The sequence below is a fragment of the Acinetobacter sp. Marseille-Q1623 genome, assembly GCF_902809895.1.
Lineage (GTDB): Bacteria > Pseudomonadota > Gammaproteobacteria > Pseudomonadales > Moraxellaceae > Acinetobacter > Acinetobacter piscicola_A.
On sequence record NZ_CADDWG010000001.1, the window covers coordinates 2,152,004 to 2,178,140 of the forward strand.

At 39.7% G+C, this 26,137-nt stretch carries 24 protein-coding genes; 8 read left to right on the forward strand and 16 right to left on the reverse strand.

Features of this window, described 5'->3' with window-relative positions; genetic code table 11:
• Window position 1 precedes the first annotated feature (1 nt).
• The 13 genes from ispG to HUV91_RS10240 all read right to left on the reverse strand — a co-directional run bounded on the left by ispG (window position 2) and on the right by HUV91_RS10240 (window position 12,044).
• Window positions 2–1,123: a flavodoxin-dependent (E)-4-hydroxy-3-methylbut-2-enyl-diphosphate synthase gene (gene ispG, locus HUV91_RS10180; RefSeq protein ID WP_130074103.1), complete on the reverse strand. Its 1,122-nt coding sequence runs from the start codon at window positions 1,121–1,123 to the stop codon at window positions 2–4.
• 23 nt (window positions 1,124–1,146) lie between these two features.
• Window positions 1,147–1,938, reverse strand: a complete 792-nt coding sequence (locus tag HUV91_RS10185) for a helix-turn-helix domain-containing protein (RefSeq protein WP_130074102.1) — start codon at window positions 1,936–1,938, stop codon at window positions 1,147–1,149.
• Window positions 1,929–2,729 carry a type IV pilus biogenesis/stability protein PilW gene (gene pilW, locus HUV91_RS10190; RefSeq protein ID WP_174493322.1) on the reverse strand — a complete coding sequence of 267 codons (801 nt, stop codon included), beginning with the start codon at window positions 2,727–2,729 and terminating at the stop codon, window positions 1,929–1,931. The genes HUV91_RS10185 and pilW overlap by 10 nt, the downstream gene beginning before the upstream one ends.
• 44 nt (window positions 2,730–2,773) lie before the next feature.
• Entirely contained in the window at window positions 2,774–4,009 is a 1,236-nt protein-coding gene (gene rlmN / locus HUV91_RS10195; protein WP_130074100.1) for a 23S rRNA (adenine(2503)-C(2))-methyltransferase RlmN, read from the reverse strand.
• A 169-nt stretch (window positions 4,010–4,178) separates the two neighbouring features.
• Window positions 4,179–4,610 carry a nucleoside-diphosphate kinase gene (gene ndk, locus HUV91_RS10200; RefSeq protein WP_016166212.1) on the reverse strand — a complete coding sequence of 144 codons (432 nt, stop codon included), beginning with the start codon at window positions 4,608–4,610 and terminating at the stop codon, window positions 4,179–4,181.
• Window positions 4,611–4,729: 119 nt separating this feature from the next.
• Window positions 4,730–4,930, reverse strand: a complete 201-nt coding sequence (gene iscX, locus HUV91_RS10205) for a Fe-S cluster assembly protein IscX (RefSeq protein WP_130074099.1) — start codon at window positions 4,928–4,930, stop codon at window positions 4,730–4,732.
• Between the two features lie 123 nt (window positions 4,931–5,053).
• The gene (locus HUV91_RS10210; protein ID WP_174493323.1) at window positions 5,054–5,605 is read right to left on the reverse strand and encodes a phosphatase PAP2 family protein; all 552 of its coding nucleotides are present in this window, start codon (window positions 5,603–5,605) and stop codon (window positions 5,054–5,056) included.
• A 29-nt stretch (window positions 5,606–5,634) separates the two neighbouring features.
• Window positions 5,635–6,924 (reverse strand): glycosyltransferase family 4 protein, encoded by a 1,290-nt coding sequence (locus tag HUV91_RS10215; RefSeq protein ID WP_174493324.1) that lies wholly within the window; start codon window positions 6,922–6,924, stop codon window positions 5,635–5,637.
• Window positions 6,925–7,015: 91 nt separating this feature from the next.
• On the reverse strand, window positions 7,016–7,393 hold the full coding sequence (locus HUV91_RS10220; RefSeq protein ID WP_130074096.1) for a hypothetical protein: 378 nt from the start codon (window positions 7,391–7,393) through the stop codon (window positions 7,016–7,018).
• A gap of 130 nt (window positions 7,394–7,523) precedes the next feature.
• Entirely contained in the window at window positions 7,524–8,333 is an 810-nt protein-coding gene (locus HUV91_RS10225) for an XAC2610-related protein (RefSeq protein ID WP_174493325.1), read from the reverse strand.
• A 365-nt stretch (window positions 8,334–8,698) separates the two neighbouring features.
• Window positions 8,699–9,715, reverse strand: coding sequence for a ketol-acid reductoisomerase (gene ilvC / locus HUV91_RS10230; RefSeq protein ID WP_174493326.1), 1,017 nt, complete (start codon window positions 9,713–9,715; stop codon window positions 8,699–8,701).
• Between the two features lie 113 nt (window positions 9,716–9,828).
• Entirely contained in the window at window positions 9,829–10,320 is a 492-nt protein-coding gene (ilvN, locus tag HUV91_RS10235) for an acetolactate synthase small subunit (protein WP_130074093.1), read from the reverse strand.
• On the reverse strand, window positions 10,317–12,044 hold the full coding sequence (locus HUV91_RS10240) for an acetolactate synthase 3 large subunit (protein WP_130074092.1): 1,728 nt from the start codon (window positions 12,042–12,044) through the stop codon (window positions 10,317–10,319). The genes ilvN and HUV91_RS10240 overlap by 4 nt, the downstream gene beginning before the upstream one ends.
• A 563-nt stretch (window positions 12,045–12,607) precedes the next feature.
• On the opposite strand from HUV91_RS10240, the gene HUV91_RS10245 reads away from it, so the two are divergent.
• The 7 genes from HUV91_RS10245 (at window position 12,608) to HUV91_RS10275 (ending at window position 22,426) form a co-directional block, all read left to right on the forward strand.
• Window positions 12,608–12,955 (forward strand): DUF4124 domain-containing protein, encoded by a 348-nt coding sequence (locus HUV91_RS10245; RefSeq protein WP_174493327.1) that lies wholly within the window; start codon window positions 12,608–12,610, stop codon window positions 12,953–12,955.
• 231 nt (window positions 12,956–13,186) lie between these two features.
• Window positions 13,187–15,811, forward strand: a complete 2,625-nt coding sequence (gene leuS, locus HUV91_RS10250) for a leucine--tRNA ligase (RefSeq protein ID WP_174493328.1) — start codon at window positions 13,187–13,189, stop codon at window positions 15,809–15,811.
• A gap of 241 nt (window positions 15,812–16,052) precedes the next feature.
• The gene (lptE, locus tag HUV91_RS10255; RefSeq protein WP_130074090.1) at window positions 16,053–16,592 is read left to right on the forward strand and encodes an LPS assembly lipoprotein LptE; all 540 of its coding nucleotides are present in this window, start codon (window positions 16,053–16,055) and stop codon (window positions 16,590–16,592) included.
• 12 nt (window positions 16,593–16,604) lie between these two features.
• On the forward strand, window positions 16,605–17,597 hold the full coding sequence (holA, locus tag HUV91_RS10260; RefSeq protein ID WP_174493329.1) for a DNA polymerase III subunit delta: 993 nt from the start codon (window positions 16,605–16,607) through the stop codon (window positions 17,595–17,597).
• Window positions 17,598–17,695: 98 nt separating this feature from the next.
• Entirely contained in the window at window positions 17,696–19,009 is a 1,314-nt protein-coding gene (locus HUV91_RS10265) for a MacA family efflux pump subunit (protein WP_174493330.1), read from the forward strand.
• Between the two features lie 2 nt (window positions 19,010–19,011).
• Window positions 19,012–20,991: a MacB family efflux pump subunit gene (locus HUV91_RS10270; protein WP_174493331.1), complete on the forward strand. Its 1,980-nt coding sequence runs from the start codon at window positions 19,012–19,014 to the stop codon at window positions 20,989–20,991.
• Window positions 20,992–21,010: 19 nt separating this feature from the next.
• On the forward strand, window positions 21,011–22,426 hold the full coding sequence (locus tag HUV91_RS10275) for an efflux transporter outer membrane subunit (protein ID WP_174493332.1): 1,416 nt from the start codon (window positions 21,011–21,013) through the stop codon (window positions 22,424–22,426).
• Between the two features lie 76 nt (window positions 22,427–22,502).
• Here the strand turns inward: HUV91_RS10275 and HUV91_RS10280 are convergent, their stop codons facing one another.
• The 3 genes from HUV91_RS10280 to orn all read right to left on the reverse strand — a co-directional run bounded on the left by HUV91_RS10280 (window position 22,503) and on the right by orn (window position 24,944).
• Window positions 22,503–23,306 (reverse strand): enoyl-ACP reductase FabI, encoded by an 804-nt coding sequence (locus HUV91_RS10280; protein ID WP_174493333.1) that lies wholly within the window; start codon window positions 23,304–23,306, stop codon window positions 22,503–22,505.
• A 150-nt stretch (window positions 23,307–23,456) separates the two neighbouring features.
• The gene (locus tag HUV91_RS10285) at window positions 23,457–24,191 is read right to left on the reverse strand and encodes a Bax inhibitor-1/YccA family membrane protein (RefSeq protein ID WP_130074084.1); all 735 of its coding nucleotides are present in this window, start codon (window positions 24,189–24,191) and stop codon (window positions 23,457–23,459) included.
• A 192-nt stretch (window positions 24,192–24,383) separates the two neighbouring features.
• Complete coding sequence (gene orn, locus HUV91_RS10290; protein ID WP_171457479.1) at window positions 24,384–24,944, reverse strand: oligoribonuclease; 561 nt, start codon at window positions 24,942–24,944, stop codon at window positions 24,384–24,386.
• A 122-nt stretch (window positions 24,945–25,066) separates the two neighbouring features.
• On the opposite strand from orn, the gene rsgA reads away from it, so the two are divergent.
• Window positions 25,067–26,125 (forward strand): ribosome small subunit-dependent GTPase A, encoded by a 1,059-nt coding sequence (gene rsgA, locus HUV91_RS10295; RefSeq protein ID WP_174493334.1) that lies wholly within the window; start codon window positions 25,067–25,069, stop codon window positions 26,123–26,125.
• Window positions 26,126–26,137 lie beyond the last annotated feature (12 nt).

The following is a 26,137-nucleotide window of genomic DNA, read 5'->3' on the forward strand; positions in this document are numbered from 1 at the left end:
CTTACTCAGAAAAACTTGTGCGGATAATCTCTTTAGCTTTCGCTTCTTCAAGCTCTACAATACGTTGACGAACCATTGCTTCGATTTCATCAACAAGCTGATTAGTATCAATCAAATGGCTCTTTTCACCATTACGATAGACCAATGAGCGTGGGGCTGCCCCAACCACACCAATATCAGCTTCTTTCGCTTCACCTGGCCCATTCACTTTACAGCCAATCACCGAGACATCCATTGGTGTGCGCACATCTTCTAAGCGCTCCTCCAATGTTTGCATCACTTTGATGACATTAAATTCTTGACGTGAACAACTTGGGCAAGCAATAAAATTAATCCCATTAGAACGTAAGCCTAATGATTTTAAAATATCAAAACCGATTTTAATTTCTTCTTCAGGCTCTGCTGCCAAAGAAATACGCATGGTATCGCCAATGCCTTCCATCAACAAACCACCCAAAGCAATGGCTGATTTTACTGAACCTGTGCGATATACACCTGCTTCAGTCACCCCCAAATGCAATGGATTGTCAATTTGTGCAGACAATAAACGATAAGCATCCAGGGTTAAAAACACATTCGATGCTTTCACTGAGACTTTAAACTCTTGGAAATCCAAACGATCTAAAATATCAATATGGCGCATTGCAGACTCAAGCAAGGCTTGACCTGTCGGCTCACCATATTTTTTTTGAATATCTTTTTCTAACGACCCAGCATTTACCCCAATTCTCATCGAAATATCATGATGTTTTGCCGCAGCAACCACTTCACGAATTTTCGCTTCCGAACCAATATTCCCAGGATTAATACGTAAACAATCCGCACCAAAGTCAGCGACAGCAAGCGCAATTTTATAGTCAAAGTGGATATCAGCAACCAAAGGCACTGAAACACGTTTACGAATTTCACCGAAAGCTTGAGCTGCTTCCATGCTTGGCACAGACACACGCATGATGTCCGCACCAACGTCTACACAACGTTGAATCTGTGCAACAGTCGCTTCGACATCACACGTTTCAGTATTGGTCATGCTTTGGATGCTAATCGGTGCATCACCACCAACATACACTGAACCGACACGAATTTTTCGGGTTGGACGACGTTTAATTGGATTTTCAATCATTGTACCGCTCGACTTAATTTAAATTAACGAGATAAACGGAATTCTGCTTTCCCGTTCACAGTATATGGAGACAATGAAATCTGTTCATTATTAAGGCTTAATGACACAGCAGCAGCATCATCAAGTCGAATCTGGAATGGAGATTCACCTGTCAATGTTAATGTTGATGATTGACGACCCGTCGCCAACACTTTACCTGTGCTATCCACAATATTGACAGAGGTTGGGCGACTAAAGTTCAACACCATCTGATCGCCAGAGCTATGACTTGAGCTATTGTTCATCGACAACACTTCAACATCGGATTGTTGTGGTTTGGCATCTGAACCGTCATTTTTACTTGATGACCATTTTTGAATCCCTGCAACCACCGCCCAAATCACCGCCAATGCAATCACGGCAATTAAAGCACGTTTCAACCATTTTTTGTTGCGATCACTGTTAGAACCCGGCAATTTCCCCATGATTTTAATGGGAGAATTGTTTAATGCATGGTTGGGCATCAATCCAGTATCATTTTGATAAATGTCATCAAAACGTTGAATGATTGCAGTTGCATCAACATTCAAATATTTTGCATACGAGCGATAATAGCCTTTAATAAACGTGGCTTCAGGCAAAGATTTATATTCATCTTTCTCTAAAGCTTCTAAAGTTTTTAAAGGCATATTTAAGTCTGTAGCAACGGCTTTAATATCACGATGCTGTGAAACACGAACTTGACGTAAGTACTCGCCCGGACGCTGAACATTTCCTAAACCATTAGGTGCTACGTTTGAACCAGTAGGTTGCTGTGAATTAGGATTTACTTCCATACGGCCTCAGTACTGTACTGTAATTGCAAATAACGTTGATATTCTTGGCTTTCAGGAAAAAGTGCGCGTAATTGATTGACCAATACTTGCGACCCCATCTGATCACCATTCGCTCTCGCGATACGAATTCCGATCCAAAGCGCTCTTGAGTCTTGATTTTTCTGACCCACTAAACGCACAAACTGCTCATACAGTTGACTGGCTTGAGCGGTTTGCTGTTTTAAATATAATAGTTCTGACAACTCGATTAAAGATATAACAGAATCTCGATTGACTTGTAGCGTTTGCTTGAACGTTTTTTCAGCATTCTCTTTATCGCCTACAATCATATAGACTTTACCGAGATTTTCCAAAGCTCTATAGCGTTGGTCATAGCCTAAACTCGCACCTGCAAACTGCAGTTGTTCAATGGCGTCATTATAACGCTTCATCAAATATAAGTAAGTCCCATAATTATTACGGGCTTGTGCATTGTCTGGATCACGGGAAATAGCACGTTTAAAATAACTATCCGCTTTATCCATGCTGACTTTACTGCCTTCTTGTTGCAGTAAAACCCCCATCATCATATTGGCAGTCGAATCACCTGAATCAATTTCTAAGGCTTGATCAAGTGAACGCTTTGCTGCATCTAAATCATGTGTTCGAATATATTCTGCAGCCAATTGAGTACGTACTTTAACTGCTTTTTCTGGATCTTTTTTTAAAACCGACCCTGTTTGTGTGGTTTCACAAGCCGTCAAGAACACAGCACAACTGATTGCAGCGACTGTGATCAATTTTTTGTACATATGATTTCTCAAAGCTTGCTCCCCATATTTAATGTTAAAAATGGTCAACCTTGTGAACGCAAAATCTCGTTCTGCTGCGCAACTTTTTTCTTCCATTGTTCTGCACGGCGAGTACGGTCAGCCACCTGACCAACCAATTGACCACACGCAGCATCAATATCATCACCACGTGTCTGACGAATCGTACACACAAATCCTGCATCAGACAAAGTTTTTTGAAAAGAAATAATTCGATTACGGCTTGAACGACCATAAGGTGCATGCGGAAACGGATTAAATGGAATTAAATTAATTTTACTTGGTAAATTTTTCAACAACTTAATCATTTGCTGTGCATGTTCAGGCTGATCATTCACCCCTTCTAACATGACATATTCAATGGTGACATGTTTACGTGAACTTTCATTGCCATCTTTGGCAATATAACGCTGACATGCTGCAATGAGTTGTTCTAATGGATATTTTTTATTAATTGGTACTAATTCATTACGCAGCTCATCATTTGGTGCATGTAAAGAAATGGCTAAAGCAACATCGATATCCTGTGCCAATTGATCAATTTTTGGCACCACACCTGATGTAGACAAAGTCACGCGACGTTTAGACATACCATAAGCAAAGTCGTCCAACATGATATTCATTGAACTTAAAACAGCATCATAGTTGAGTAATGGCTCACCCATTCCCATCATAACAACATTGGTCACCGAGCGTTCACGCTCTGCAACTGGCACTTCTTCCATATACGAGTAGTTCGCCATCCATAACTGACCAATAATTTCACTCGGCGTTAAATCACGTTGAAAACCCTGTTTACCTGTTGAACAAAATGAACAGTCCAATGCACAACCCACTTGTGAAGAAATACATAAAGTTTTACGCGAACCTGTTTTATCTTCAGCAGGAATTAAAACAGTTTCAACCAATGAGCCTTCCCCTTCGCCCACTCGGAACACCCATTTACGGGTACCATCTTTTGAATAATTACGATGTACAACTTCTGGTGCTTCAATCACACACACTTTTTCTAATTTTTCACGCAACTTACCTGAAATATTAGTCATTTCAGCAAAATCTGTGACGAAAAATTGATGAATCCATTTCATCACCTGTCCTGCACGGAATTTTTTCTCCCCCATATCTTCGAAGAATTTTTCCAATTGTGGACGTGACATGCCCAGTAAATTCACTTTCTGTACATGTGTTTGCTGTGCAGATTTTGATGATGCAGGCTTCTGTTCATCTTGCGTTAATGACGAAGCGACAACTTCAGAATTCATGAGTATTACCTAAAAAACATGCCAATGGGTAGGATTCGTTCAATATTCGAACATTAAAAATAAAAAAACCAGACAAGCAGTATAACACTTATCTGGTTCAGGGTCTGTTTACAATTTACAAAACGTAAAACGCTTCTGTGAATTTTAAGACAACCCTATTGACTCAGAATTAACGAGTACGTGGGCAAACTTCAGTTTGAGCGAAGAAGTAGTTTACTTCACGGTCAGCAGAAGCTACAGAGTCAGAACCGTGAGCAGCATTTTCATCGATGCTTACAGCGAAATCTGCACGGATTGTACCAGGAGCAGCTTCTTTAGGGTTTGTAGCACCCAAGATTTCACGGTGAGCAAGAACTGCGTTTTCACCTTCAAGAACTGAAACAACCACTGGACCAGAAGTCATGAATGCAACTAAGTCAGCAAAGAAACCACGTTCTTTATGTTCAGCATAGAAACCTTCAGCTTCAGCTTGAGAAAGGTGTTTCATTTTAGTCGCAACGATTTTAAGACCAGCTTTTTCGAAACGAGCAAAGATATCACCAATGTGGTTTTTAGCAACTGCGTCTGGTTTTACGATAGATAAAGTACGTTCAATAGCCATTGATTGGCTCCTTAAGTCAAATTGACACGAAAATTTTGGCGCATTATACCGAATAATGCGTGATTTTCCGCGGTTTAAACTGTAAAAAAATGATTTTTTAGACAGATTGAGTTGATTTTTTAACTTGCTTCGTCAATCCAAGCCATTTGGATCGCCTCTAGCAACCCTTCCGTTGACTTGGTTGGGTCATCACTAAAGTCAGGTAATGCACAAATCCATGCATGTAAATCTGTAAAACGCACCCATTGCGGGTCAACATCTGGGTGAGCTTCATATAGCTCAATTGCGATATCTAATGTATCAGTCCAACGTAAACCCATTGAGGTCATCCTATCCGTTCAATTTATTGAACTACTTTAACAAAATCCGTAGCATTGCCAAAATAGATTTTATTTTTAAACCTGCTGATTTTTCATCAACTCCACCTTGATCAAATAAAATACTTACAAAGCAATACTCAGAAATGGTGCAGCGACCAAAATCAGACTCGCTACCGTTGCCCCAATTAAAGCCCCCACAATCACATCACTTGGATAGTGCAACCCCAAGACCATACGTGACAATGCCACTAAAATTGTAAAAGGCATCATGATCAATAACAGCACAGGTTGAATATAACCAAGCACGACTGTCGTCATCACGGCGTGCAAAGTATGTCCCGAAGGAAAACTAAAATGATCCAATGGACGCTCACCTAAACGAATCACTTGATGTACTTGGTATGGACGTGGACGTACTGTTTTATGCTTTAATATTTTATAGATGCCTGTGCCAATCAAGGCACTTAAAACTACATATAACAGTTTCAATCCATAGAGCAAACCTTTGTTCAACCAAACAATAAACAACATTAGGTACCAAAAAGTACCATCCCCAAACCGACTGATCACTTTAAAAAACACAGCAATATGTTGTACGTGTGACAAATTATTGAGATATAAGCAGCCTTTTAAATCTAAATCGAGTATTTTTATTTTGGTCTCTTTAAAATTCATTGTCGCTCTCCTCTCTATCCGAGATGATTTTAAGTCACTAAAACCTGATCTTGCGTGACTTGATAAAGTGCCTGTTCAAATTGTTGTACCGCCTGTTGCCAACCAATATTTTGCACATCACGCATCGCATGTTGCCCCATGTCATGCAAAATCGAATTGTTTGGAAGTCGAAGAATATTCTGAATAAATTGATCTGTTGCACCCAAAGGACAGACCCAACCTGTTTGTTGATGTGTCACATAAAGTTGTGTGCTTGCATAGTTATACGCAACGATCGCCAAACCACTTGCCATCGCCTCAAGCACCACATTACCAAATGTTTCCACCTGACTTGCAAAGACAAAGACATCTGCACTCGCATAAGCTTCAGCAAGTTGCTGACCACTCAAGTTCCCTGTAAAAATAATATGTTCCGCAGCAAGCATTTGTTGCAAACGCTTACGATCAGGTCCATCACCCACGATGACCAATTTCACTTTTTTATTCCGACAATTTCTCATTGCCGCATACGCATCAATCAAAACATTGATTTCTTTCTCAGGAGATAAACGTCCGACATACAATAAAACAGTGGTATCTTGGTCGACACCCCACATGCGTCTCAGCTTTTCTGAGCGATGTTTTGCCGAAAACTTTTCAACATCCACCCCTCGTCCCACCACTTGCATTGGACAAGTCACACCAAATTGGCGCAATGCTTTTTCAGTATCAACACTAGGGACACAAGTAAGCTGCGTATTATTATGAAACCATTTCAAATAATGCTGCACCGGTTTTACTAAAAATGCTAAATCAAAAAATCGACTAAACTCTTGAAATGGTGAATGAAAACCACTTGATACAGGGATACGTTTTGCCTTCGCCGCATGTAAAGCCGTAAAACCTAAGGGCCCTTCAGTCACGATATGAATAATATCTGGCACAAAATCAGAAATTGCTTGGGATACTTTTAAATATTGTGGCCAACCAAAACGCATATCAGGATATTTTGGAACGGCTTGAGCTGTCACTAAGCACTCTTTATTGGGCGAAAATTCATAACATACATGTTTTTGTTTTGGGCGAATCAGTAAAATTTTATGCCCTTGTTTCTGCAACCCCTTGCATAACTGCATCAATGACATTGCTACCCCATTAATTTCAGGCGGCCATGTTTCTGTCACAATGACGATTTTCAGCCGTGGACGAACAAGTTTTTGAAGCGTATTTAAATTCTCTGAAATATGAGTGGGATTTTTATTTTTCTTTAAATAAAATTTAAAATAGTCTGGAAATTCTTGTTGTTTATACAATAAGGTTTCTGCGTACGTCTTGGTCATACGTTTACCCCAATCTTCTCTTCATTTTTGAATAGTTTAAATTTTCTTTTTTACATTTCGATGATGATGCAATGACGTTTTGCTTACAGCATTATTGTTTTGTTAAATTGAATTCTAAAAATGCATAAAATGCTTCATTACGAACGGAATAAATATGTTGATGATTAAACATACTTCGCACACACTCAGCAAAAGGACCTATTGTATTTGTCCAGTTTTCTAACAATACTCCCCTCTCACTCACCCTAGACACAATTTCAAAAGATGTACCCTGATAAAACTGTGCACAAAAACCAATAGAAACTGAAAGCGGCTCTGCATAAGAGCGATTTAATTGTGATTTTTCTTGTTCAGTTAAACTATTTTCATATTCAACGGCTTGTTCTTTCAATAGGTCATAATCTATAACTTGTGCATGAACACCTCCCACCATCAAGACTAAAAATATTTTCACAACCTGTTTTAGCATAAAAATTTAACCTAAATTTAGCCTTAAATCACCAACAAATATGCTCATTACATCCCTTGAGCTCTGTGCATGTGCCCCCTAGACCATAAAGTATCTCCTAGGGGTTACGCATATTATCGAAAATTAAAAGCTAAATTCGATTTAATAAGCCATTTTTCACTTGATATACTCGACCACCTCCAAAATCAATTTGCTGTTTTTCACCATGTAAATTTGGGAAACCGATGATTTTATCAAGTTGTGGCGAACGCTGAAATTGTCCTGTTTTTGGATTATACATCCAATAAATATAACGCTTATCTTCTACAGAATAAGACTGTGAAATATCAGATAAAATGACATCATAATAACCATCAAAGTTAATATCCATATAACCTATACTTTTTGGATAGGCAACAAACCCCGTCAAGGACTGAATCGTCTGATTATTACTTTTATTAACCACATCTACACGCTGTAAAGGTGCACCATAGGTTGTCGTTTGATCACCACTATAAAATTTAAATACAAATGAAGGCTTGTTGCTCACTTTCACAGCTGGTTCAAACTGAATATTTTTACCAAAAGTATCACCGCCTGCTGAGAGTAAAGTTTTGAAATAACCCGTATTTGCATTTAACGTTCCCGTCAACTGATAAGCACCATTTTCAATTGCATCAGTTTCAGAATTTACTGACTTTAGCGTGAGTTGATCTGCTTTTTGTAAGCCTTTAAATGCAATATTTTTATTTTCTACTAAATCCGTCAGTACCGCATGTGGATTCCAAATACCCGCATACAGACTTAAAAAATAACGTCCTTCGGTAGAACGCAACATCCGTTGCATAGAAACACGAACTTCGTTCAGCGGTTTAAACTCTTTTGAATTTATTACAGTTCCAGCATGATTTAAATTTGAAAATGTTATAGCAACCATGCCCAATAAAATTTTAAATTTCATAATTTCACCACATTTAAAAACAGCAAAATAATGCGTAATTTATCACAAAAAAAAGCCCACTCAATAGAGTCGGCTTTGATAAAGTTAAAAACTTAAACTTAGTTTTTATTTTATCAACAATTCTATTTACTTGAATTCAAAGTATGAACGAGGACTAGCAAAGTACTACTTTGTTATGTTTTAAAGCATGTAGTGAATACTCATTTCTTTAGAACATAAAAAAAGCCCTTGTTTTAACAAGGGCTTTTTGACTCAAAAATTAGAACTTAGTTCTTTTCTTTGTCAACGATTTTGTTCGCTTGAATCCAAGGCACGAAAAAATGGGAAAGCACTGCTTTCCCATTTTTAAGGCACGTAACGTAACCTTAGTTCTTTTCTTTATCAACGATTTTGTTTGCTTGAATCCAAGGCATCATCGCACGTAACTTGTTACCAGTTACTTCGATACCATGAGCAGCATTTTGACGACGACGAGCAGTCATAGATGGGTAGTTTAATGCACCCTCTTGAATGAACATCTTCGCGTATTCACCAGATTGAATACGTTTAAGTGCATTACGCATTGCTTCACGAGACTGTTCGTTGATTACTTCAGTACCTGTTACATATTCGCCATATTCAGCATTGTTCGATACTGAGTAGTTCATGTCAGCGATACCGCCTTCGAACATTAAATCAACGATCAATTTAAGTTCGTGTAGGCACTCGAAGTAAGCCATTTCTGGTGCATAACCCGCTTCAACCAAAGTTTCGAAGCCCATTTTAACCAATTCAACAGCACCACCACAAAGAACTGCTTGCTCACCGAATAAGTCAGTTTCAGTTTCTTCACGGAAAGAAGTTTCGATAATACCAGTACGGCCGCCACCTACGCCTGAAGCATAAGAAAGCGCAACGTTACGTGCATTACCAGAAGCATCTTGGTGAATTGCGATTAGGTCAGGAACACCTGAACCACGTTGATATTCTGAACGTACAGTATGACCAGGTGCTTTAGGTGCAACCATGATTACGTCTAAGTCAGCACGTGGAACAACTTGGTTATAAAGAACAGAGAAACCATGAGCAAATGCTAAAGTTGCACCTTGCTTGATGTTTGGCTCAATCACATCACGATAAAGTTGTGATTGGAATTCATCAGGCGTCAAGATCATAACTAAGTCAGCTTGAGCTACAGCAGCAGGAACTTCTGAAACTTTAAGACCAGCATTTTCAGCTTTTTTCCAAGAAGTAGAACCAGCGCGTAGACCTACAGTTACGTCAACGCCTGAATCTTTAAGGTTAAGCGCATGCGCATGGCCTTGTGAACCATAACCAATGATTGCTACTTTTTTGCCTTGGATGATAGATAAGTCACAGTCTTTATCATAAAAAATTTGCATTGCTGTCTCCGCTTAAATGCTTTTGTTTCCTTTAACTTAGTTGGTACGGCTTTATTGTGTACTGGTCAACTAAGCCTCTCCTTTTTTCTAGGAGAGGAGTATAGGTGAATAAATTAAATAGTTAAAACTTTTTCGCCGCGTGCCACGCCTGACACGCCCGAACGTACAACTTCAAGAATGGTATTTTCAGCAAGTGCATCAATAAAACCATCAATTTTTTCAGTTGTACCTGCAATCTGAATGGTATAAGTCGTTGGTGTTACATCGACAATTTGTGCACGGAAAATATCGGCTGTACGTTTAATTTCAGCACGTGCTGAACCTAAAGCCTTAACCTTAATGAGCATCAATTCACGCTCAATATGTGCACCCTCTGATAAATCAACCACTTTGACTACTTCAACCAATTTGTTTAGTTGCTTGGTAATTTGCTCAATTTTGTGCTCATCACCATACGTGGTTAATGTCAAACGTGACAAAGTTGGATCTTCTGTGGGCGCAACATTTAATGTTTCAATGTTATAGCCACGTTGACTAAATAAACCCACCAAACGAGAAAGCGCACCAGCTTCGTTTTCCATGAGTACAGAAATTATATGTCTCATTGTGTACGCTCCCCTTTAGACAACCACATATCTTTCATTGATTGACCCGCGATCAGCATCGGATAAACATGCTCTGAACGATCAACCATGACATTAATAAATACGCATTTATCATTAATTGCCATTGCTTCAGCAAGTTTAGATTCGAGCTCGTCCGCATGGTCAATTTGAATCCCGACATGACCATAAGCTTCCATCAATTTAGCGAAGTCTGGTAATGACTCAACATAAGAACTTGAATGACGACCTTCGTAGTTCATGTCCTGCCATTGCTTAACCATCCCTAAAGCACGGTTATTCAAACACAGAATTTTCACATTTAAGCCATATTGCTTACATGTTGAAAGCTCTTGGATACACATCTGAATCGATGCTTCACCTGTAATACACACCACTTGTTGATCTGGGAATGCAAGCTTAGCAGCCATTGCATATGGTAAGCCTACACCCATTGTTCCTAAGCCACCCGAGTTAATCCATTGACGTGGACGAATATAGGTGTAGTACAGTGCACCAAACATTTGATGCTGACCCACATCAGAGGTAATAATCGCTTGGCTGTTGGTCACTTTATCGAGTGCTTGAACCACTTGTTGTGGTTTCATTACACCATCTTGACCTGCTTCATATTTCAAACCATGAACTTTGCGCCATTCATTGATTTGATCCCACCAAGCTGCAATTGCTTCTGGATTTGGTTTTGAAACATTCATTTGTTTCAATTGAACCAACATTTCTTGTAATACAGGCTCAACTGCACCCACAATCGGGATATGCGCCATAATGGTTTTAGAAATGGTTGCAGGGTCAATATCAATATGAATGACTTTAGCATTTGGACAGAATTTAGCTGGATTATTGGTTACACGGTCATCAAAACGTGCGCCAATGGCTAAAATTAAATCTGCATTTGCCATGGTCATATTGGCTTCATACGTACCATGCATCCCCAACATACCCACAAATTGTGGATCATTACCAGGGAAAGCACCTAAGCCCATTAAAGTATTGGTGACAGGATAGCCCAATAAATGTGCAAGCTCTGTTAACGACTCAGAAGCATTGCCTTGAACCACACCACCACCTGTATAAATGACAGGGCGTTTTGCATTAATCAGTTCATCAATTGCTTTACGAATCTGCCCAGAATGACCACGATGCGGCGGTTGATACGAACGCATTTTTACCTTTTCAGGATATTCGTATGCAAATTTTTCAGCAGGATTTGTTGCATCTTTTGGAATATCGACAACAACTGGACCTGGACGACCACTTGAAGCAATATAAAATGCTTTTTTAATAATTGCAGGAATTTCGCTTGCATGGCGCACTTGGAAACTATGCTTCACGATTGGACGAGAAATACCGACCATATCCGTTTCTTGGAACGCATCCTCACCGATTAAATGGCTTGCAACCTGACCAGACAAAATCACCATAGGGATTGAGTCCATATAAGCGGTCGCAATTGGCGTTACGGTATTGGTCGCACCTGGACCAGATGTTACAAGTACAACACCTGTCTTACCTGTCACGCGTGAGTAAGCATCAGCCATGTGACCTGCTGCTTGTTCATGACGCACGAGGTAATGATTGATTTTCTCTTGTTGAAATAGCGCATCATAAATATGCAAAACTGCGCCGCCTGGGTACCCAAAAACATGTTCAACGCCTTCGTCCGCCAATGCACGAACGAGCATTTCACCACCAGATAAAAGTTCCAACGTATTCACCCTAATCTTTTTTCCACAACACTATGGGAGACATAGTTTGTGTTTTCATTCATTGATTTGTGTGCTCTGTTATAACACACATATTTAATAGTTTTTGCAGCAATAAAAAATTAAATCATCACACAGCCGTTTGGGCTGTATAAATCACTAAAAAATGTTGGGATAAACATCTTTCGGTTAGGTTCGACTTCTCGGCTTAGAGAAAACGTTATTGCTTGCTTTGATATTTTTATTCGAAGGGTGATCGAATAAAAGCATATAAAACTGTTTCAGCATTTTTGTTGTTTTAGCAAGCAAAGTCAAGGTTTCTATTCGCTTTTTTATTGATTATTTCCCATACGCATTTTTTTTAAACTATTCCTTTTTTTTAACTTAGTTATAACTAAATTTTCAAATAGTTATAACTTAATAAATTTATGATAAAAATCTGCATTATTTTAAAATTTTGTTTAAAATAACAGCACGAAAAATCACAATGACAATTTCTTTATTTTAAGTCTCTTTGCAACACCGCATACTTAAAATATTGATAAGTTCAGTAATAAGGTTTAGGTATGTATCATCTAAAAAAATTAAAAATGGCTTTGATTTCAGGCATGGGGTTACTCTTGACTCTTGGCGTGACTGCTCCAAGTTTTGCCAAAGAGTATTATAAATGGGTTGATCAAAATGGGTCGACCCATTATTCAGAAACCCCTCCGCCACGTAATGCAAAGCACAAAACCACGGTAACAACCTACGGGCACAATGTTTCAAGTTCAGCAAGCGCTGCTGCGCCTGCAAATACAACACCTACAAATACAACGACAGCAGCACCTACAAATGAAGTCCCACATACAGACCAACAAAGTGAGGCAAATGCTGCACTACAAAAAGGTCAGTTAGAGCGCGCACCGCAATAATTAAAAAATGCCATGAAACAAAATAGAAAAAGCCTTTCAAAATGAAAGGCTTTTTTATGGTCATTTTAGATTGAGCGATTGAGTTCTTTAAAATTTAACGCACATCGACACATTGCGTTAAATAGCAACCTTTTACATAAATTGCGTGCGAAAATCTGACATTTTTTTAGGTTTTAAGCTATGCTGTGTGACACATTTTAACTTTGTTCTTATTAAATACGTTTATTTACTATGACTAATCCTCACATTGACCCTGAATATCAAGCGAGTGCGATTGAACCTAACGTCCAACAAGACTGGGAAACTCGCAAAGCATTTAAAGTTGCCGACACTGTAGAAGGTCCACGTCGTTATATCCTCTCGATGTTCCCTTACCCAAGCGGTAAACTGCATATGGGTCATGTGCGTAACTATACCATTGGTGACGTGATCAGCCGTTTTCACCGTCTTAAAGGTGAAACTGTCCTACAACCTATGGGGTGGGATGCCTTTGGTCTACCTGCTGAAAATGCTGCGATTGCTCACCAAGTGGCGCCTGCAAAATGGACATTTGAAAATATCGCTTACATGCGTGACCAATTAAAAAAATTAGGTCTTGCGGTTGACTGGGATCGTGAATTTGCCACCTGTACCCCTGAGTACTATCACTGGGAACAATGGTTATTTGTTCAGCTTTATAAAAAAGGTCTGATTTACCGTAAACTCTCTACCGTAAACTGGGATCCTGTAGACCAAACTGTTCTTGCCAATGAGCAAGTGGAAAATGGTCGCGGTTGGCGCTCAGGTGCATTGGTTGAAAAACGTGATATTCCAATGTACTACTTCCGTATTACCGACTATGCACAAGAATTATTAGACGATTTAGACACTTTAAAAGACGGTTGGCCACAACAAGTCTTGACCATGCAACGTAACTGGATTGGTCGTTCACAAGGGATGGAAATTACCTTCCCTTCAGCGAATACAGACGTTTATGCTGATGGTTTAACGGTATATACCACGCGTGCTGATACCTTAATGGGTGTGACTTATGTTGCGGTAGCAGCAGAACACCCTATGGCATTAAAAGCAGCTGAAAGTAACCCTGAACTTGCAGCATTTATTGAAGAATGCCGTATGGGTTCAGTCGCAGAAGCCGATCTTGCCACTGCTGAAAAGAAAGGTATGGCAACAGGTCTTTCTGTTAAGCATCCTGTGACTGGTGAAGAAGTGCCAGTTTGGATCGCGAACTATGTGTTGATGTCATATGGTTCAGGTGCTGTGATGGCGGTTCCTGCACATGATGAACGTGATTTTGAATTTGCCAATAAATACAACTTGCCAATCAAACAAGTGATTGATGCCAAAGGTGCTGATGATGCAGATTACTCTGCAACTGAATGGCAAGAATGGTACGGTTCTAAAGAAGGTAAATTGGTCAATTCAGCTGAATTTGACGGTTTAGATTTCCAAGCGGCTTTTGATGCATTCCTTGCAAAATTACAACCACAACAACTTGCAAATTCTAAAGTTCAATTCCGTTTACGTGACTGGGGTGTATCTCGTCAGCGTTATTGGGGTTGTCCAATTCCAATGATCAACTGTGACAAGTGTGGTCAAGTACCTGTTCCTGAAGATCAATTACCTGTGGTATTACCAACAGATGTTGTTCCTGATGGCTCAGGTAACCCACTGAATAAAATGCCTGAATTCTATGAAACCAAATGTCCATGTTGTGGTGGCGACGCACGTCGCGAAACCGATACTTTGGATACTTTCGTAGAGTCGTCTTGGTATTATGCACGTTATGCGTCTCCTGATTTCACGGGTGGTATGGTGAAACCTGAAGCTGCACAATCTTGGTTACCAGTGAACCAGTACATCGGTGGTGTAGAGCACGCGATCCTTCACTTACTTTATGCACGTTTCTTCCATAAATTGATGCGTGATGAAGGGGTAGTTCAAGGCAACGAACCATTCACCAACTTGCTTACACAAGGCATGGTCCTTGCTGATACTTTCTATCGTGAAGCTGAATCTGGTAAGAAAACTTGGTTCAACCCTGCTGATATTGAGTTAGAAAAAGACGAAAAAGGTCGTGTTCTTTCTGCAAAATATAAAGGTGATGGTCAAGAAGTTGTGGTTGGCGGTCAAGAAAAAATGTCGAAATCGAAAAATAACGGTATCGACCCGCAAGCCATTATTGACCAATACGGTGCAGATACTGCTCGTGTCTTCATGATGTTTGCTGCTCCACCTGATCAATCACTTGAATGGTCAGATGCAGGTGTTGAAGGTTCAAACCGTTTCTTAAAACGTGTATGGCGTTTAACCACAGGCTTCCTTGAAAAAGGCAACAATGCATCTGCTATTGATACTGCGAAACTATCTCAAGATGCGCAAGATTTACGCCGTAAAACGCATGAAACGATTCAGAAAGTCGGTGATGACATTGAACGCCGTCATGCCTTTAACACAGCGATTGCTGCGTTAATGGAATTGTTAAATGCCAATAACAAGTTTGATGCAAAAGATGACAATGATATCGCGGTTGCTCGTGAATCGATCATCACATTGCTGACTTTACTTGCACCATTTGCACCGCATTTAAGTCAGACTTTATTAGCGCAATTTGATATTGATTTAACTACAGTATTATTCCCTGCTGTCGATGAGTCTGCACTCACGCGTAATACGCAAACGATTGTGGTTCAGGTGAATGGTAAACTTCGTGGCAAGTTAGAAGTGTCTGTAGATGCGTCTAAAGATGACATCTTGGCACAAGCGAAAGCTTTACCTGAAGTGCAACAATTTTTGACAGGTCCAACCAAGAAAGAAATCGTTGTACCAAATAAATTAGTAAATTTGGTGGTTTAAAATCCTTACACCCCCTTCTCCCTTTGGGATGAGGAATATATTCCGCAAGGGGATGAGGGTTCTTAAATAAATTACCTCTCCCCTTGCGAAACAGTGTTTCTCATCTCCTAAAAAGAGAGGGAATTTAAGGCTAAAAACAAAACCCTAACAAAGCCCGTTGTTATTCAACGGGCTTTGACTTTACAATCCATCCCAAGATCTTTAAATTATTTTCCATTTTGGAAAAATCAGAGGACACCACATGCATTTGGTTCAACGTGTTGCCGCAGTTGTATTAACTTTGGGTTTCAGTGCAGGCTTAGTGGGTTGTGATTTCCATTTAAAAGGCACAAACCAATATGTAACCCCTTTGGTTTATACCAAACTTAATCTACAACTTCCTAAAAATACAGACGATCTAGAAAGTAAACTGAGTGTTTATTTGACAGCATCAGGCGTACAACTCGGCAATAGCAGTGATGCCTATGTATTACGTGTGTTAGATTACAAACCGATTCGTCATGAACTCAATGGTCAATTGATTGAAACCCTATTACGTCTCAGTGTGACTTTTCAAATTGAAGATCAACAAGGTCATGCGATTACTGAGCCACGTACCTTGACTGCATCACGTAGTTACCAATATGACGTTGCGACGGTCAATACCGATGATCAACAAGAAAAGTATTTAAAACAAGTTATTATTGATGATATTGCACAACAAATTAGTCGTCAAATCTCAGCAAATCGTTTACCTAAAGCGCAACATTTATTGAACCCAGCACCACAAACTGCACAGTAATCTGATTTAATTATGAAACTTGACTATCTCCAAGCCTTAAAACGTGTTGATGAAGCCCGTGGGGCTTGGATTATGTACGGTCAAGAACCGTTATTAGAACAAAATCTACTCGATGCTTTTCGTAAAAGTTGGAGTACGCACGACATTGAACGTCAACGTTATGATTTAACGAACGTCAGTGATTGGAAAAACGTATTTAATGCATTAGATAGTTTGTCATTGTTTTCTCAGCATTTGGCTGTGGAAGTGCATGGCAATATTAAGCCTGATGCCAATGGACTCAAACAACTTAAACATTATCTTCAACACAATGAGCATAATTTATTGCTCATTGTAATGCCAAAACAAGATACAAATAGTTTAAAGTCTAGTTTCTTTCAAACCGTTGAAGCCAATGGGGTTATGGTACAGCTTAGTGCCAATTCCCCCAAAGATCGTCAACGAATTTTAACCATTGAAGCAGATCAATTGGGTATTCAATTGGATCAAGATGCTTGGCTATGGCTTGAACAGCATCATGAGCATAATTTATTGGCTGCAAAAAATAGCTTAATGCGTGTTGCCGATACATTTCCTGAACAAAGACAGATCAAGATTGAACATCTATATGAATGTTTACAGGATCAATCACGTTATAACAGTTTTGACTTAAGCGATGCATTTTTGGCAGGAGATTTTGCTCAAAGCATCAAAATTTTAAATTATTTATTTGAATCTGGTGAAGCACCCAGTCTATTGTTATGGACGATTAGTAAAGAAATGCGCCTGTTGATGCAATTGTATGAACAGCCGCAAAATGCTTTACAATTGGGCATTTGGAAAACTAAAATTGCCACTTATCAGCAAACATTACGCCGTTTAAATCCACAAACCTTTTTATTATGGCCCGCGTTATTACTCAGCATTGATGCCTCAATTAAAGGTTTAAGTCAGGAAAATCCTGAACATTTAATCCAGCAAGCGATTGCTCTACTGTGTGGAAAAAGCTTATTCACCAATCACTAAAGAAAATAATTATCATTTAGCTTTGTGAAAAAATTCACTGTTTATCCTTATTTACATCTTATAATTTAACCAATTATCTTAGTTTACCTGCGACCATCATGCCAAAAATAAAACCGTCCAAAATCATTGTAATTGTGGTCTGTATTGCCATTATTGCTGCAATTTCATGGTTTATGTTGAAGCCAAAAGATGAAAAACCGCAGTTCATCACCTCAGAAGTAGTACGTGGAGATATTGAAAATGCTGTCCTTGCCACAGGAGGTCTTGAAGCCACAAAAATGGTCAGTGTCGGCGCACAGGTTTCAGGTCAGGTCAAAAAAATGTATGTTCAACTTGGTGACCAAGTCAAACAAGGTCAATTGATTGCACAAATTGACTCAGTACGCCAGACCAATGATTTAAAAACGGCAGAAGCCAATATTAAAAATCAACAAGCACAGTTGGCAACCAAACAAGCGACTTTAGCAAAAGTTGAAGCTGAATATAATCGTCAAAAAAATATGTATGCACAGGATGCAACATCAAAAGCTGAATATGAAAGTGCACTTGCTGCATTTAAAACTGCACAAGCAGATATTACTGCAATGAATGCACAAATTGAACAATCACGCTTAACACTTGCAACAGCAAAAGAAGATTTAGGTTATACCCAAATCCTAGCACCAATGAATGGTACAGTCGTAGCAATCGTCACGGAAGAAGGTCAAACCGTAAATGCGAATCAAAGTGCACCAACGATTGTAAAACTTGCTCAACTCAATACTATGACCATCAAAGCGCAAATTTCTGAAGCTGACGTGATGAAAGTAGAAGAAGGTCAAAAAGTTTATTTTACAACTTTGGGTGATAGTGAGAAAAAACGTTACGCAACTTTACGTCAAGTAGAACCTGCACCTGAGTCGATCAATACTGAAACATCAAATAACAGTTCATCATCTTCAAGTAATGCTGTTTATTATAATGCTTTGTTTGATGTCCCAAATGATGATGGCAAACTACGGATTGATATGACGGCACAAGTATATATCATCCTTGCCGAAGCAAAAAATGTACTGACTGTTCCTGCTGCTGCATTGCAAAGTTCAAACCGCCCACAACGTGCTAACCGCAATAATGCCGATAAAAAACCAGAAACAGCTCAGAAAGACAAAGCAGACCGCCCACAACGCCTAGAACTCACTGCGGACGAAAAAGCTTTAATCGATCAGGGCAAAGCATCCGTGTCGATAGTTCGTGTCGTGCAAGCAGATGGTACAGCCAAACGCCAACAAGTTTTGGTCGGTTTAAACAATCGTGTCACTGCTGAAATTATGCGTGGTCTTAAACAAGGTGATCAAGTGGTCATTGCAGATGGTTCTGACACCAGTAATGATTCAGCAAAACGTAGCAATCGAGGCGGAATGAGATTTTAATCATGAATCAGCATCAGCAACCTCTACTTGAGGTGAATAATCTGATCCGTGAATTTCCCGCTGGTGATTCGACTGTTCAGATTTTAAAAGGTATCGACTTAAAGATTTATGCAGGTGAATTGGTTGCCATTGTTGGGCAATCAGGTTCAGGTAAATCAACGTTGATGAATATTTTAGGTTGTTTAGACAAACCCACCTCAGGCAGTTATCAAGTCAAAGGACGTGAAACACGTGAACTTGAACCCGATGAACTGGCACAGTTACGCCGTGAATATTTTGGTTTTATTTTCCAACGTTATCACTTATTGGGTGACATCAATGCGGCAGGCAATGTAGAAGTTCCTGCAATCTACGCAGGGATGAATCCCACTGCCCGCCAAGAACGCTCTAAAGCATTGTTGACTGAACTAGGACTAGGTGAAAAAACTCAAAACCGTCCAAACCAATTATCAGGTGGTCAGCAACAACGTGTCTCTATTGCACGTGCTTTAATGAATGGCGGTGATGTGATCCTTGCTGATGAACCAACGGGTGCATTGGACAAGAACAGCGGTATAGAAGTGATGCGTATTTTACGTGAACTGAATGCCAAAGGTCATACCATTATCTTGGTAACCCATGATATGAATGTGGCAAAAAATGCAACGCGTATCATTGAAATCAGTGATGGTAATATCATTTCAGATACACCCAACACCCCCGAAGCTGAAAGCATTGCAGCAACAGAAAATGCACTTGATGGTATAGAAAAGCAAAAAAAATCTTCTGCTTGGCGTTCGACATTAGACCGTTTCAGTGAAGCTTTTCGCATGGCATTATTGGCCATGAATGCACATCGTATGCGTACATTTTTGACCATGCTTGGGATTATTATCGGGATTGCTTCGGTCGTTTCGGTTGTGGCGCTCGGGAATGGCTCACAAAAACAAATTTTAGAAAATATTAGCAGTTTGGGTACCAATACCATCACGGTATTTCAAGGGCGAGGCTTTGGAGATAACTCCAAAACTGCCCAAGTCAAAACCCTGATCCCTGCCGATGCCGACGCCTTAGCAGAACAGCCTTATGTACAAGCGGTCAGCCCATCAGTTAATTCAAGTTTAACTGGGCGTTTCAAAGATACGGAAGCTGCAATTACGGTTAATGGGGTCAGTAGTGACTTTTTTGATGTCAAAGGCATGAGCTTTACCTCAGGACAAGCTTTTGACAAACATAGTGTGATTGAGCGTGCTCAAGATGTGGTCATTGACACCAATACAAAAAATACTTTTTTCGCTGATGGAACAAATCCCGTTGGACAAGTCATTTTATTAGGGACTGTACCCAGTCGAATTATTGGGATTGTAGATGCTCAAAAAGGGATGATGGGCTCAGACAGTTTAAATGTCTACCTGCCCTATTCAACAGTGATGAGTCGTATGTTAGGGCAATCTAACGTACGCAGTATTATCGTTCGTGTGAAAGATGAATATCCTACAGCAATCGCGGAAAATGCCATTCTCAGCTTACTTGAACAACGTCATGGTACACAGGATGTCTTTACCCAAAACTCTGACAGTATCCGTGAAACCATTGAACAAACCACTGCAACAATGACCTTACTCGTTTCAGCAATTGCCGTCATTTCTTTGGTGGTCGGTGGAATTGGCGTCATGAATATTATGCTGGTATCGGTGACTGAACGTACCCAAGAAATTGGGGTACGTATGGCTGTAGGTGCTCGACAAAGCGATATTTTACAACAATTCCTGATTGAAGCGATTTTGGTTTGTATCTTAGGCGGGATTTTAGGGGTGCTCTTATCTTTAGGAGTTGGTCAACTGATTAGCCACTTTGCCGGTGATAGTTTCCAAATGGCGTATTCTACAACCTCAATTATTGCAGCTTTCGTCTGTTCAACCTTAATTGGTGTGGTATTTGGCTTTATTCCTGCCCGTAATGCTGCACAACTTGATCCCGTCGATGCTCTCTCACGCGAATAAACAGAATAAGGAAATTATTATGCAAATGAATTTAACAAAGCTTGCAACTGCCTTGATTCTTGGAAGTTCTTTGGTGGGATGTGCGGCTGTGGTAAAAACCCCTTATCAAGCACCTGCGGTTGATATTCCAAACCAATTTGCTTATAAAATCAATCAACAACAGATTCATACAGCGCTAAATGCCGACCAATGGTGGAGCTTATTTGGTGATGCTCAACTCAACAGTTTGGTTGAACAGGTCATTGCAAAAAATGCAGATTTAGCTGTTGCTGGAATCAATTTACAAACTGCTCGCTTAAAAGCGGGTTTAGCTCGTGATCAACAAGGGCCTCGTGTCAACTCAGGCGTATCGACAGGTCATTCATTTGATTTAAATTCAGGGGATGACAGTGCGAAGGGTTTATCGCTCAGTACAGGCGTCAGTTATGAAATTGACCTGTTTGGAAAATTGGCTCGTCAAACCGAAGCGGCAAAATGGGAATCTTTAGCGACCGAGCAAGATTTACAAGCCACAGGGCAAACACTGATTGCCACGACAGCAAATCTATATTGGCAATTAGGTTATTTAAATGAACGCTATAGCGTAGCACAGCAAAGTTTATCCACCACGCAAAAGCTCTATGAACTGGTACGCACGCAATATCGTGCAGGTGCGGTTTCAGGCTTAGATTTGACCCAAGCAGAACAGTCTGTACAAAGTCAAAAAGCCAGTTTGAGCCAAATTGAACAACAGCTGGTCGAAACACGTACTGCTTTGGCGGTGCTATTACAAATTCCTGTACAGCAGCTGAATATTCAAGAACCCAAAAAACTGCCACGCATCAGCTTACCGTATATTGCAACAGGCTTACCTGCCGATATTTTGTCACGTCGCCCCGATTTACGTGCTGCTGAGTTACGCTTGCGTGAAGCGCTCGCCTCTAAAGATGCAACCAAAGCCAGTTATTATCCTTCGATCAGTTTGACGGGCAACTTAGGCTCAAGCAGTACTTCACTCACCAATTTACTGAAAAATCCTGCACTGACGCTCGGTGCCAGTTTGAGTCTGCCCTTTTTGCAATATAATGATATGAAAAAGGACTTAAAAATTAGTGAATTGGATTATGAAAAAGCCATTATTCAATATCGTCAGACTTTATACCAAGCCTTTGCTGATACTGAAAATGCACTTTCAAATCGAATTGAATTAGATAAGCAAGTTGCTTTACAGCAGAAAAATTTAGAACTGGCTGAGAAAACTGAACGTTTAACAGATGTACGTTATCGCAATGGTGCGATTGCTTTAAAAAATCTGTTAGATGCGCAAGAAACCACGCGTAATGCACGACTGTCTTTAGTACAAGTCAAGCAAAATCAATACAATGCTTATGTGACCTTAATGCAAGCACTAGGGGGTAGCCCGATTCAGCAATTGCCCAATACCACAACCAACTAATGTTTACTTGGATCTAAAATATTAAAACAAAAAAGGCACTGAATGCAGTGCCTTTTTTTATCCATGCAAAATAAAATTATTCTGCATCCATCATTGAAGCGCTCATACCCACAGTATTGAAACCTGCATCTACATACAAAATTTCACCTGTAATCCCATTTGCCCAAGGTGAACAAAGGAAAAGTGCGGCATTTCCTACATCTTCAATCGTCACATTACGTTTTAACGGGGCAATTTTTTCATTCGCATCTAACATTTTACGGAAAGATTTAATACCTGACGCCGCTAAAGTACGGATTGGACCTGCCGAAATCGCATTTACACGAATCCCTTCAGCACCTAAGCTTGATGCTAAATAACGTACACCTGCTTCTAAAGATGCTTTTGCCATGCCCATTACATTGTAGTTTGGCATGACTGACTCAGAACCTTGATAAGTCAATGTGAGTAAGCAACCTTGACGCGCAAGCAACAACGGTTTTGCTGCACGTGCCATTGCAATAAAGCTATATGCGCTAATGTCATGTGCAACTTTAAAACCTTCACGATCGGTAACTTCAGTAAAATCACCATCTAAGGTATGTGCAGGTGCAAAGCCGATTGAATGCACAACACCATCTAAACCGTCCCAATGTTTTGCCAACTCAGTAAATGCATGATCAATTTCAGCATCAACAGCAACATCACAAGGAAAAACCAAGGTAGAACCAAATTGCTCTGCAAAGTCGTCTACACGTTTTTTCAATTTTTCGTTTGGATAAGTAAATGCAAGCTCTGCTCCTTCACGATGTAGCGCTTGCGCAATACCAAATGCAATCGATAATTTACTTGCAATTCCTGCGATGAGGAAGCGCTTACCTGCCAAAAGTCCTTGTGCCATGAAATTCTCACTTACAATAAGTTTGTATGCATAATGCCAAGAGTTTAATCAGAACAAAATTGCATAATCCACCTTTTTTCAGAACTTTACTCAAATCATAAAAAAATCGCCCATAAAGGACGATTTTTGAATTTATAACAAGGTGAGAACTTAATCATCGCCTTGCAATAAGCTAAATAAACGCATGAATGAATAATACATCCAAACTAAAGTGGCTAATAATGCGATACCACATAGCCATTCAAACGCTTTTGGTGCACGTTGTGCAGCAGCATTTTCAATTAAATCAAAATCTAAAATTAAGTTCAATGAGGCAATAACCGCAACAAAAGCAGCAAAGCCTATGCCCAACCAAGAACTTTCAAATAGCCCAGGAATGCTTGAACCAAATGCCAAATTCATGATGAACTGCACAACAAAAACTAATGCAATCGCAATCGTTGCTGACATCACAATCGATTTAAATTTTTCAGTGGCACGAATAATTTTAAAACGATACAAACCAAACATCACAAAAGTGGTGACAAAAGTTGCCAACAACGCTTGTAACGGTACACCCGGAAATTTCAATTGGAAAATAACCGATGCACCACCTAAAAATGCACCTTCAAACAGCGCATAAGGAATTGCTAAAACACGTGCAGTATTTGGTTTAAAAGTTGCAACTAATGCAATGATGAGACCACCAATTGCGCCAACCATTGCAGCTGCATAGGCCATACCAAAATTCATGGTTGCAAAACTATAAATGAAAACACCCAAACCAAGCACAGCAGCAATCACAGTCATCAATATCGACTTTTGAATTGCACCCTGCACGGTCATCGGCTGACTGTAGTCCGCATGTGTTTCCACACGGGTTAAAATAGGGTTATTACTTTGCATATCTCAACTCATTGTAATATTTAAAATATAAAGGGATTGTAAAACGAATAATTGTCAAATTAATGTACAGCTTACTTCTTTTTGTAACAAAAGCAAAAATGTTGCCTAAATTAGTATAACTTAATTTTTAAAAATACACAGTGCATAAAAAAGAGGCAATTTCTGCCTCTTTTAATCATTTTCAATATGCAATTAATCTTGATTTGAGATAAAGAAATACTGACGATAGTATTTTAACTCCGCAATTGAATCACGAATATCATCCATTGCTAAATGTGAGGCATTTTTCTTCAGACCGCTCATAATCTCAGGGCGCCAGCGTTTTGCCAACTCTTTTACAGAAGAAACGTCTAAATTACGATAGTGGAAATATTGTTCCATTTCGGGCATTAAACGATGTAAAAAACGACGATCTTGGCAAATTGAATTACCACACATTGGCGATGATTTTGGATTGACCCATTTCTTTAAAAATTCCAAAGTCTGTAACTCTGCATCACGTGCAGTCAATTTACTACGACGGACACGTTCAATCAGACCTGACTGACCATGCTGTTTGGTATTCCACTCATCCATTGCATTTAAAATAACATCTGATTGATGTACTGCGAGCACTGGACCTTCCGCAAGAATATTTAAATGATCGTCCGTTACAATGGTGGCAACTTCAATAATTTGATCGTTGTCCGTATCAAGACCTGTCATTTCAAGATCAATCCAAATCAAGCGTGTATCTGGGGTGCTGCTGCTCATAAAGTGCAATCTTATTAGGCTATAAAACATGAATAGTAGCAAATTTCTGACATCTGCGCTGTAATTCATTCGTTCAGCATGTTATTTTTGCCTTCTTATTTTTACGGTTTTTTAGGATATGAATGGCTTTAATTCGTAAACGTCGTTTAACTGAACAGCAACAACGTCGCATTCAGAAACAACATAAAACACGTCAAGAAGAAATCGACACTTCAAATGACCTCGAAGGTTTAGTGGTCCAACATTATGGACGTCAACTTGAAGTACAAGCCCTTTCTGTTCCTGATCAACATCCTGAAAAACCGCAAGTTAAAGCAGGTGATCCCGAACCCTTTTGGAAAACCATTGAGCTAGACAGTGTCTGGCGTTGCCATACGCGTACCAACTTAGAACTTTTGGTCACAGGCGATAAAGTCAAATGGCAAGCTGATCCCAATACAGGTTTAGGGATTATCACAGCCATTCATCCACGAACATCATTACTCACCCGCCCTGATCGTTATCACAAAGTTAAACCCGTGGCAGCTAATATTAGTTTGATTGTCATTGTCTTTGCAGCTTTACCCGAACCTGCACCGACACTGATTGACCGTTATCTGGTTGCTTGTGCTGATGCCGATATTCCTGTGTTATTGGTACTGAATAAGTCTGACTTACTTAAAGAAAATGATCCTATTTTAGATATGCTTAAAGAGTATCAAGCTTTAGGCTATGAAGTCCTCATCACACGTTCTGATGGTGATTTGACGCCACTCGCACAACGTCTTGATAATGAAACGGTTGCTTTTGTGGGGCAATCTGGTGTGGGCAAAAGCTCTCTGATCAATGTCATCGTGCCTGATGCAGCGCAAAAAACCAATATTATTTCTGAAAACTCAGCTTTAGGACAACATACCACCACATCTACGCGTTTAATTCGCTTTGGTGAAAATGGTGCGCTGATTGACTCACCGGGCATTCGTGAGTTTGGACTTTGGCATTTAGATTTAGAAAAAATTGATGCTGGATTTTCAGATATTGCCAATTTTTTAGGGCATTGCCAATATCGCAATTGTACCCATACGCATGAAAAGCAATGTGCACTGAAACAAGCTGTTGCCGAAGGTGAAATCTTAGCAAGACGCTTAGACAGTTATTTGCGCTTGGTAGACGAAATTACCGAGGCGCAACAAAAAAATTAATTTTCTTTAAAT

What these genes read in the sequence shown, in the direction of transcription:
- orn (WP_171457479.1), bottom strand. Translation starts at nt 24,944, where the DNA reads ATGAGCAGCAGCACCCCAGATACACGCTTGATTTGGATTGATCTTGAA.
- HUV91_RS10280 (WP_174493333.1), bottom strand. Translation starts at nt 23,306, where the DNA reads ATGGCACAAGGACTTTTGGCAGGTAAGCGCTTCCTCATCGCAGGAATT.
- HUV91_RS10275 (WP_174493332.1), top strand. Translation starts at nt 21,011, where the DNA reads ATGCAAATGAATTTAACAAAGCTTGCAACTGCCTTGATTCTTGGAAGT.
- ilvC (WP_174493326.1), bottom strand. Translation starts at nt 9,715, where the DNA reads ATGCAAATTTTTTATGATAAAGACTGTGACTTATCTATCATCCAAGGC.
- ndk (WP_016166212.1), bottom strand. Translation starts at nt 4,610, where the DNA reads ATGGCTATTGAACGTACTTTATCTATCGTAAAACCAGACGCAGTTGCT.
- ispG (WP_130074103.1), bottom strand. Translation starts at nt 1,123, where the DNA reads ATGATTGAAAATCCAATTAAACGTCGTCCAACCCGAAAAATTCGTGTC.
- HUV91_RS10215 (WP_174493324.1), bottom strand. Translation starts at nt 6,924, where the DNA reads ATGACCAAGACGTACGCAGAAACCTTATTGTATAAACAACAAGAATTT.
- HUV91_RS10270 (WP_174493331.1), top strand. Translation starts at nt 19,012, where the DNA reads ATGAATCAGCATCAGCAACCTCTACTTGAGGTGAATAATCTGATCCGT.
- lptE (WP_130074090.1), top strand. Translation starts at nt 16,053, where the DNA reads ATGCATTTGGTTCAACGTGTTGCCGCAGTTGTATTAACTTTGGGTTTC.
- iscX (WP_130074099.1), bottom strand. Translation starts at nt 4,930, where the DNA reads ATGGGTTTACGTTGGACTGATACATTAGATATCGCAATTGAGCTATAT.
- HUV91_RS10185 (WP_130074102.1), bottom strand. Translation starts at nt 1,938, where the DNA reads ATGGAAGTAAATCCTAATTCACAGCAACCTACTGGTTCAAACGTAGCA.
- rlmN (WP_130074100.1), bottom strand. Translation starts at nt 4,009, where the DNA reads ATGAATTCTGAAGTTGTCGCTTCGTCATTAACGCAAGATGAACAGAAG.
- pilW (WP_174493322.1), bottom strand. Translation starts at nt 2,729, where the DNA reads ATGTACAAAAAATTGATCACAGTCGCTGCAATCAGTTGTGCTGTGTTC.
- leuS (WP_174493328.1), top strand. Translation starts at nt 13,187, where the DNA reads ATGACTAATCCTCACATTGACCCTGAATATCAAGCGAGTGCGATTGAA.
- HUV91_RS10245 (WP_174493327.1), top strand. Translation starts at nt 12,608, where the DNA reads ATGTATCATCTAAAAAAATTAAAAATGGCTTTGATTTCAGGCATGGGG.
- HUV91_RS10220 (WP_130074096.1), bottom strand. Translation starts at nt 7,393, where the DNA reads ATGCTAAAACAGGTTGTGAAAATATTTTTAGTCTTGATGGTGGGAGGT.
- holA (WP_174493329.1), top strand. Translation starts at nt 16,605, where the DNA reads ATGAAACTTGACTATCTCCAAGCCTTAAAACGTGTTGATGAAGCCCGT.
- HUV91_RS10210 (WP_174493323.1), bottom strand. Translation starts at nt 5,605, where the DNA reads ATGAATTTTAAAGAGACCAAAATAAAAATACTCGATTTAGATTTAAAA.
- HUV91_RS10225 (WP_174493325.1), bottom strand. Translation starts at nt 8,333, where the DNA reads ATGAAATTTAAAATTTTATTGGGCATGGTTGCTATAACATTTTCAAAT.
- HUV91_RS10265 (WP_174493330.1), top strand. Translation starts at nt 17,696, where the DNA reads ATGCCAAAAATAAAACCGTCCAAAATCATTGTAATTGTGGTCTGTATT.
- rsgA (WP_174493334.1), top strand. Translation starts at nt 25,067, where the DNA reads ATGGCTTTAATTCGTAAACGTCGTTTAACTGAACAGCAACAACGTCGC.
- HUV91_RS10285 (WP_130074084.1), bottom strand. Translation starts at nt 24,191, where the DNA reads ATGCAAAGTAATAACCCTATTTTAACCCGTGTGGAAACACATGCGGAC.
- ilvN (WP_130074093.1), bottom strand. Translation starts at nt 10,320, where the DNA reads ATGAGACATATAATTTCTGTACTCATGGAAAACGAAGCTGGTGCGCTT.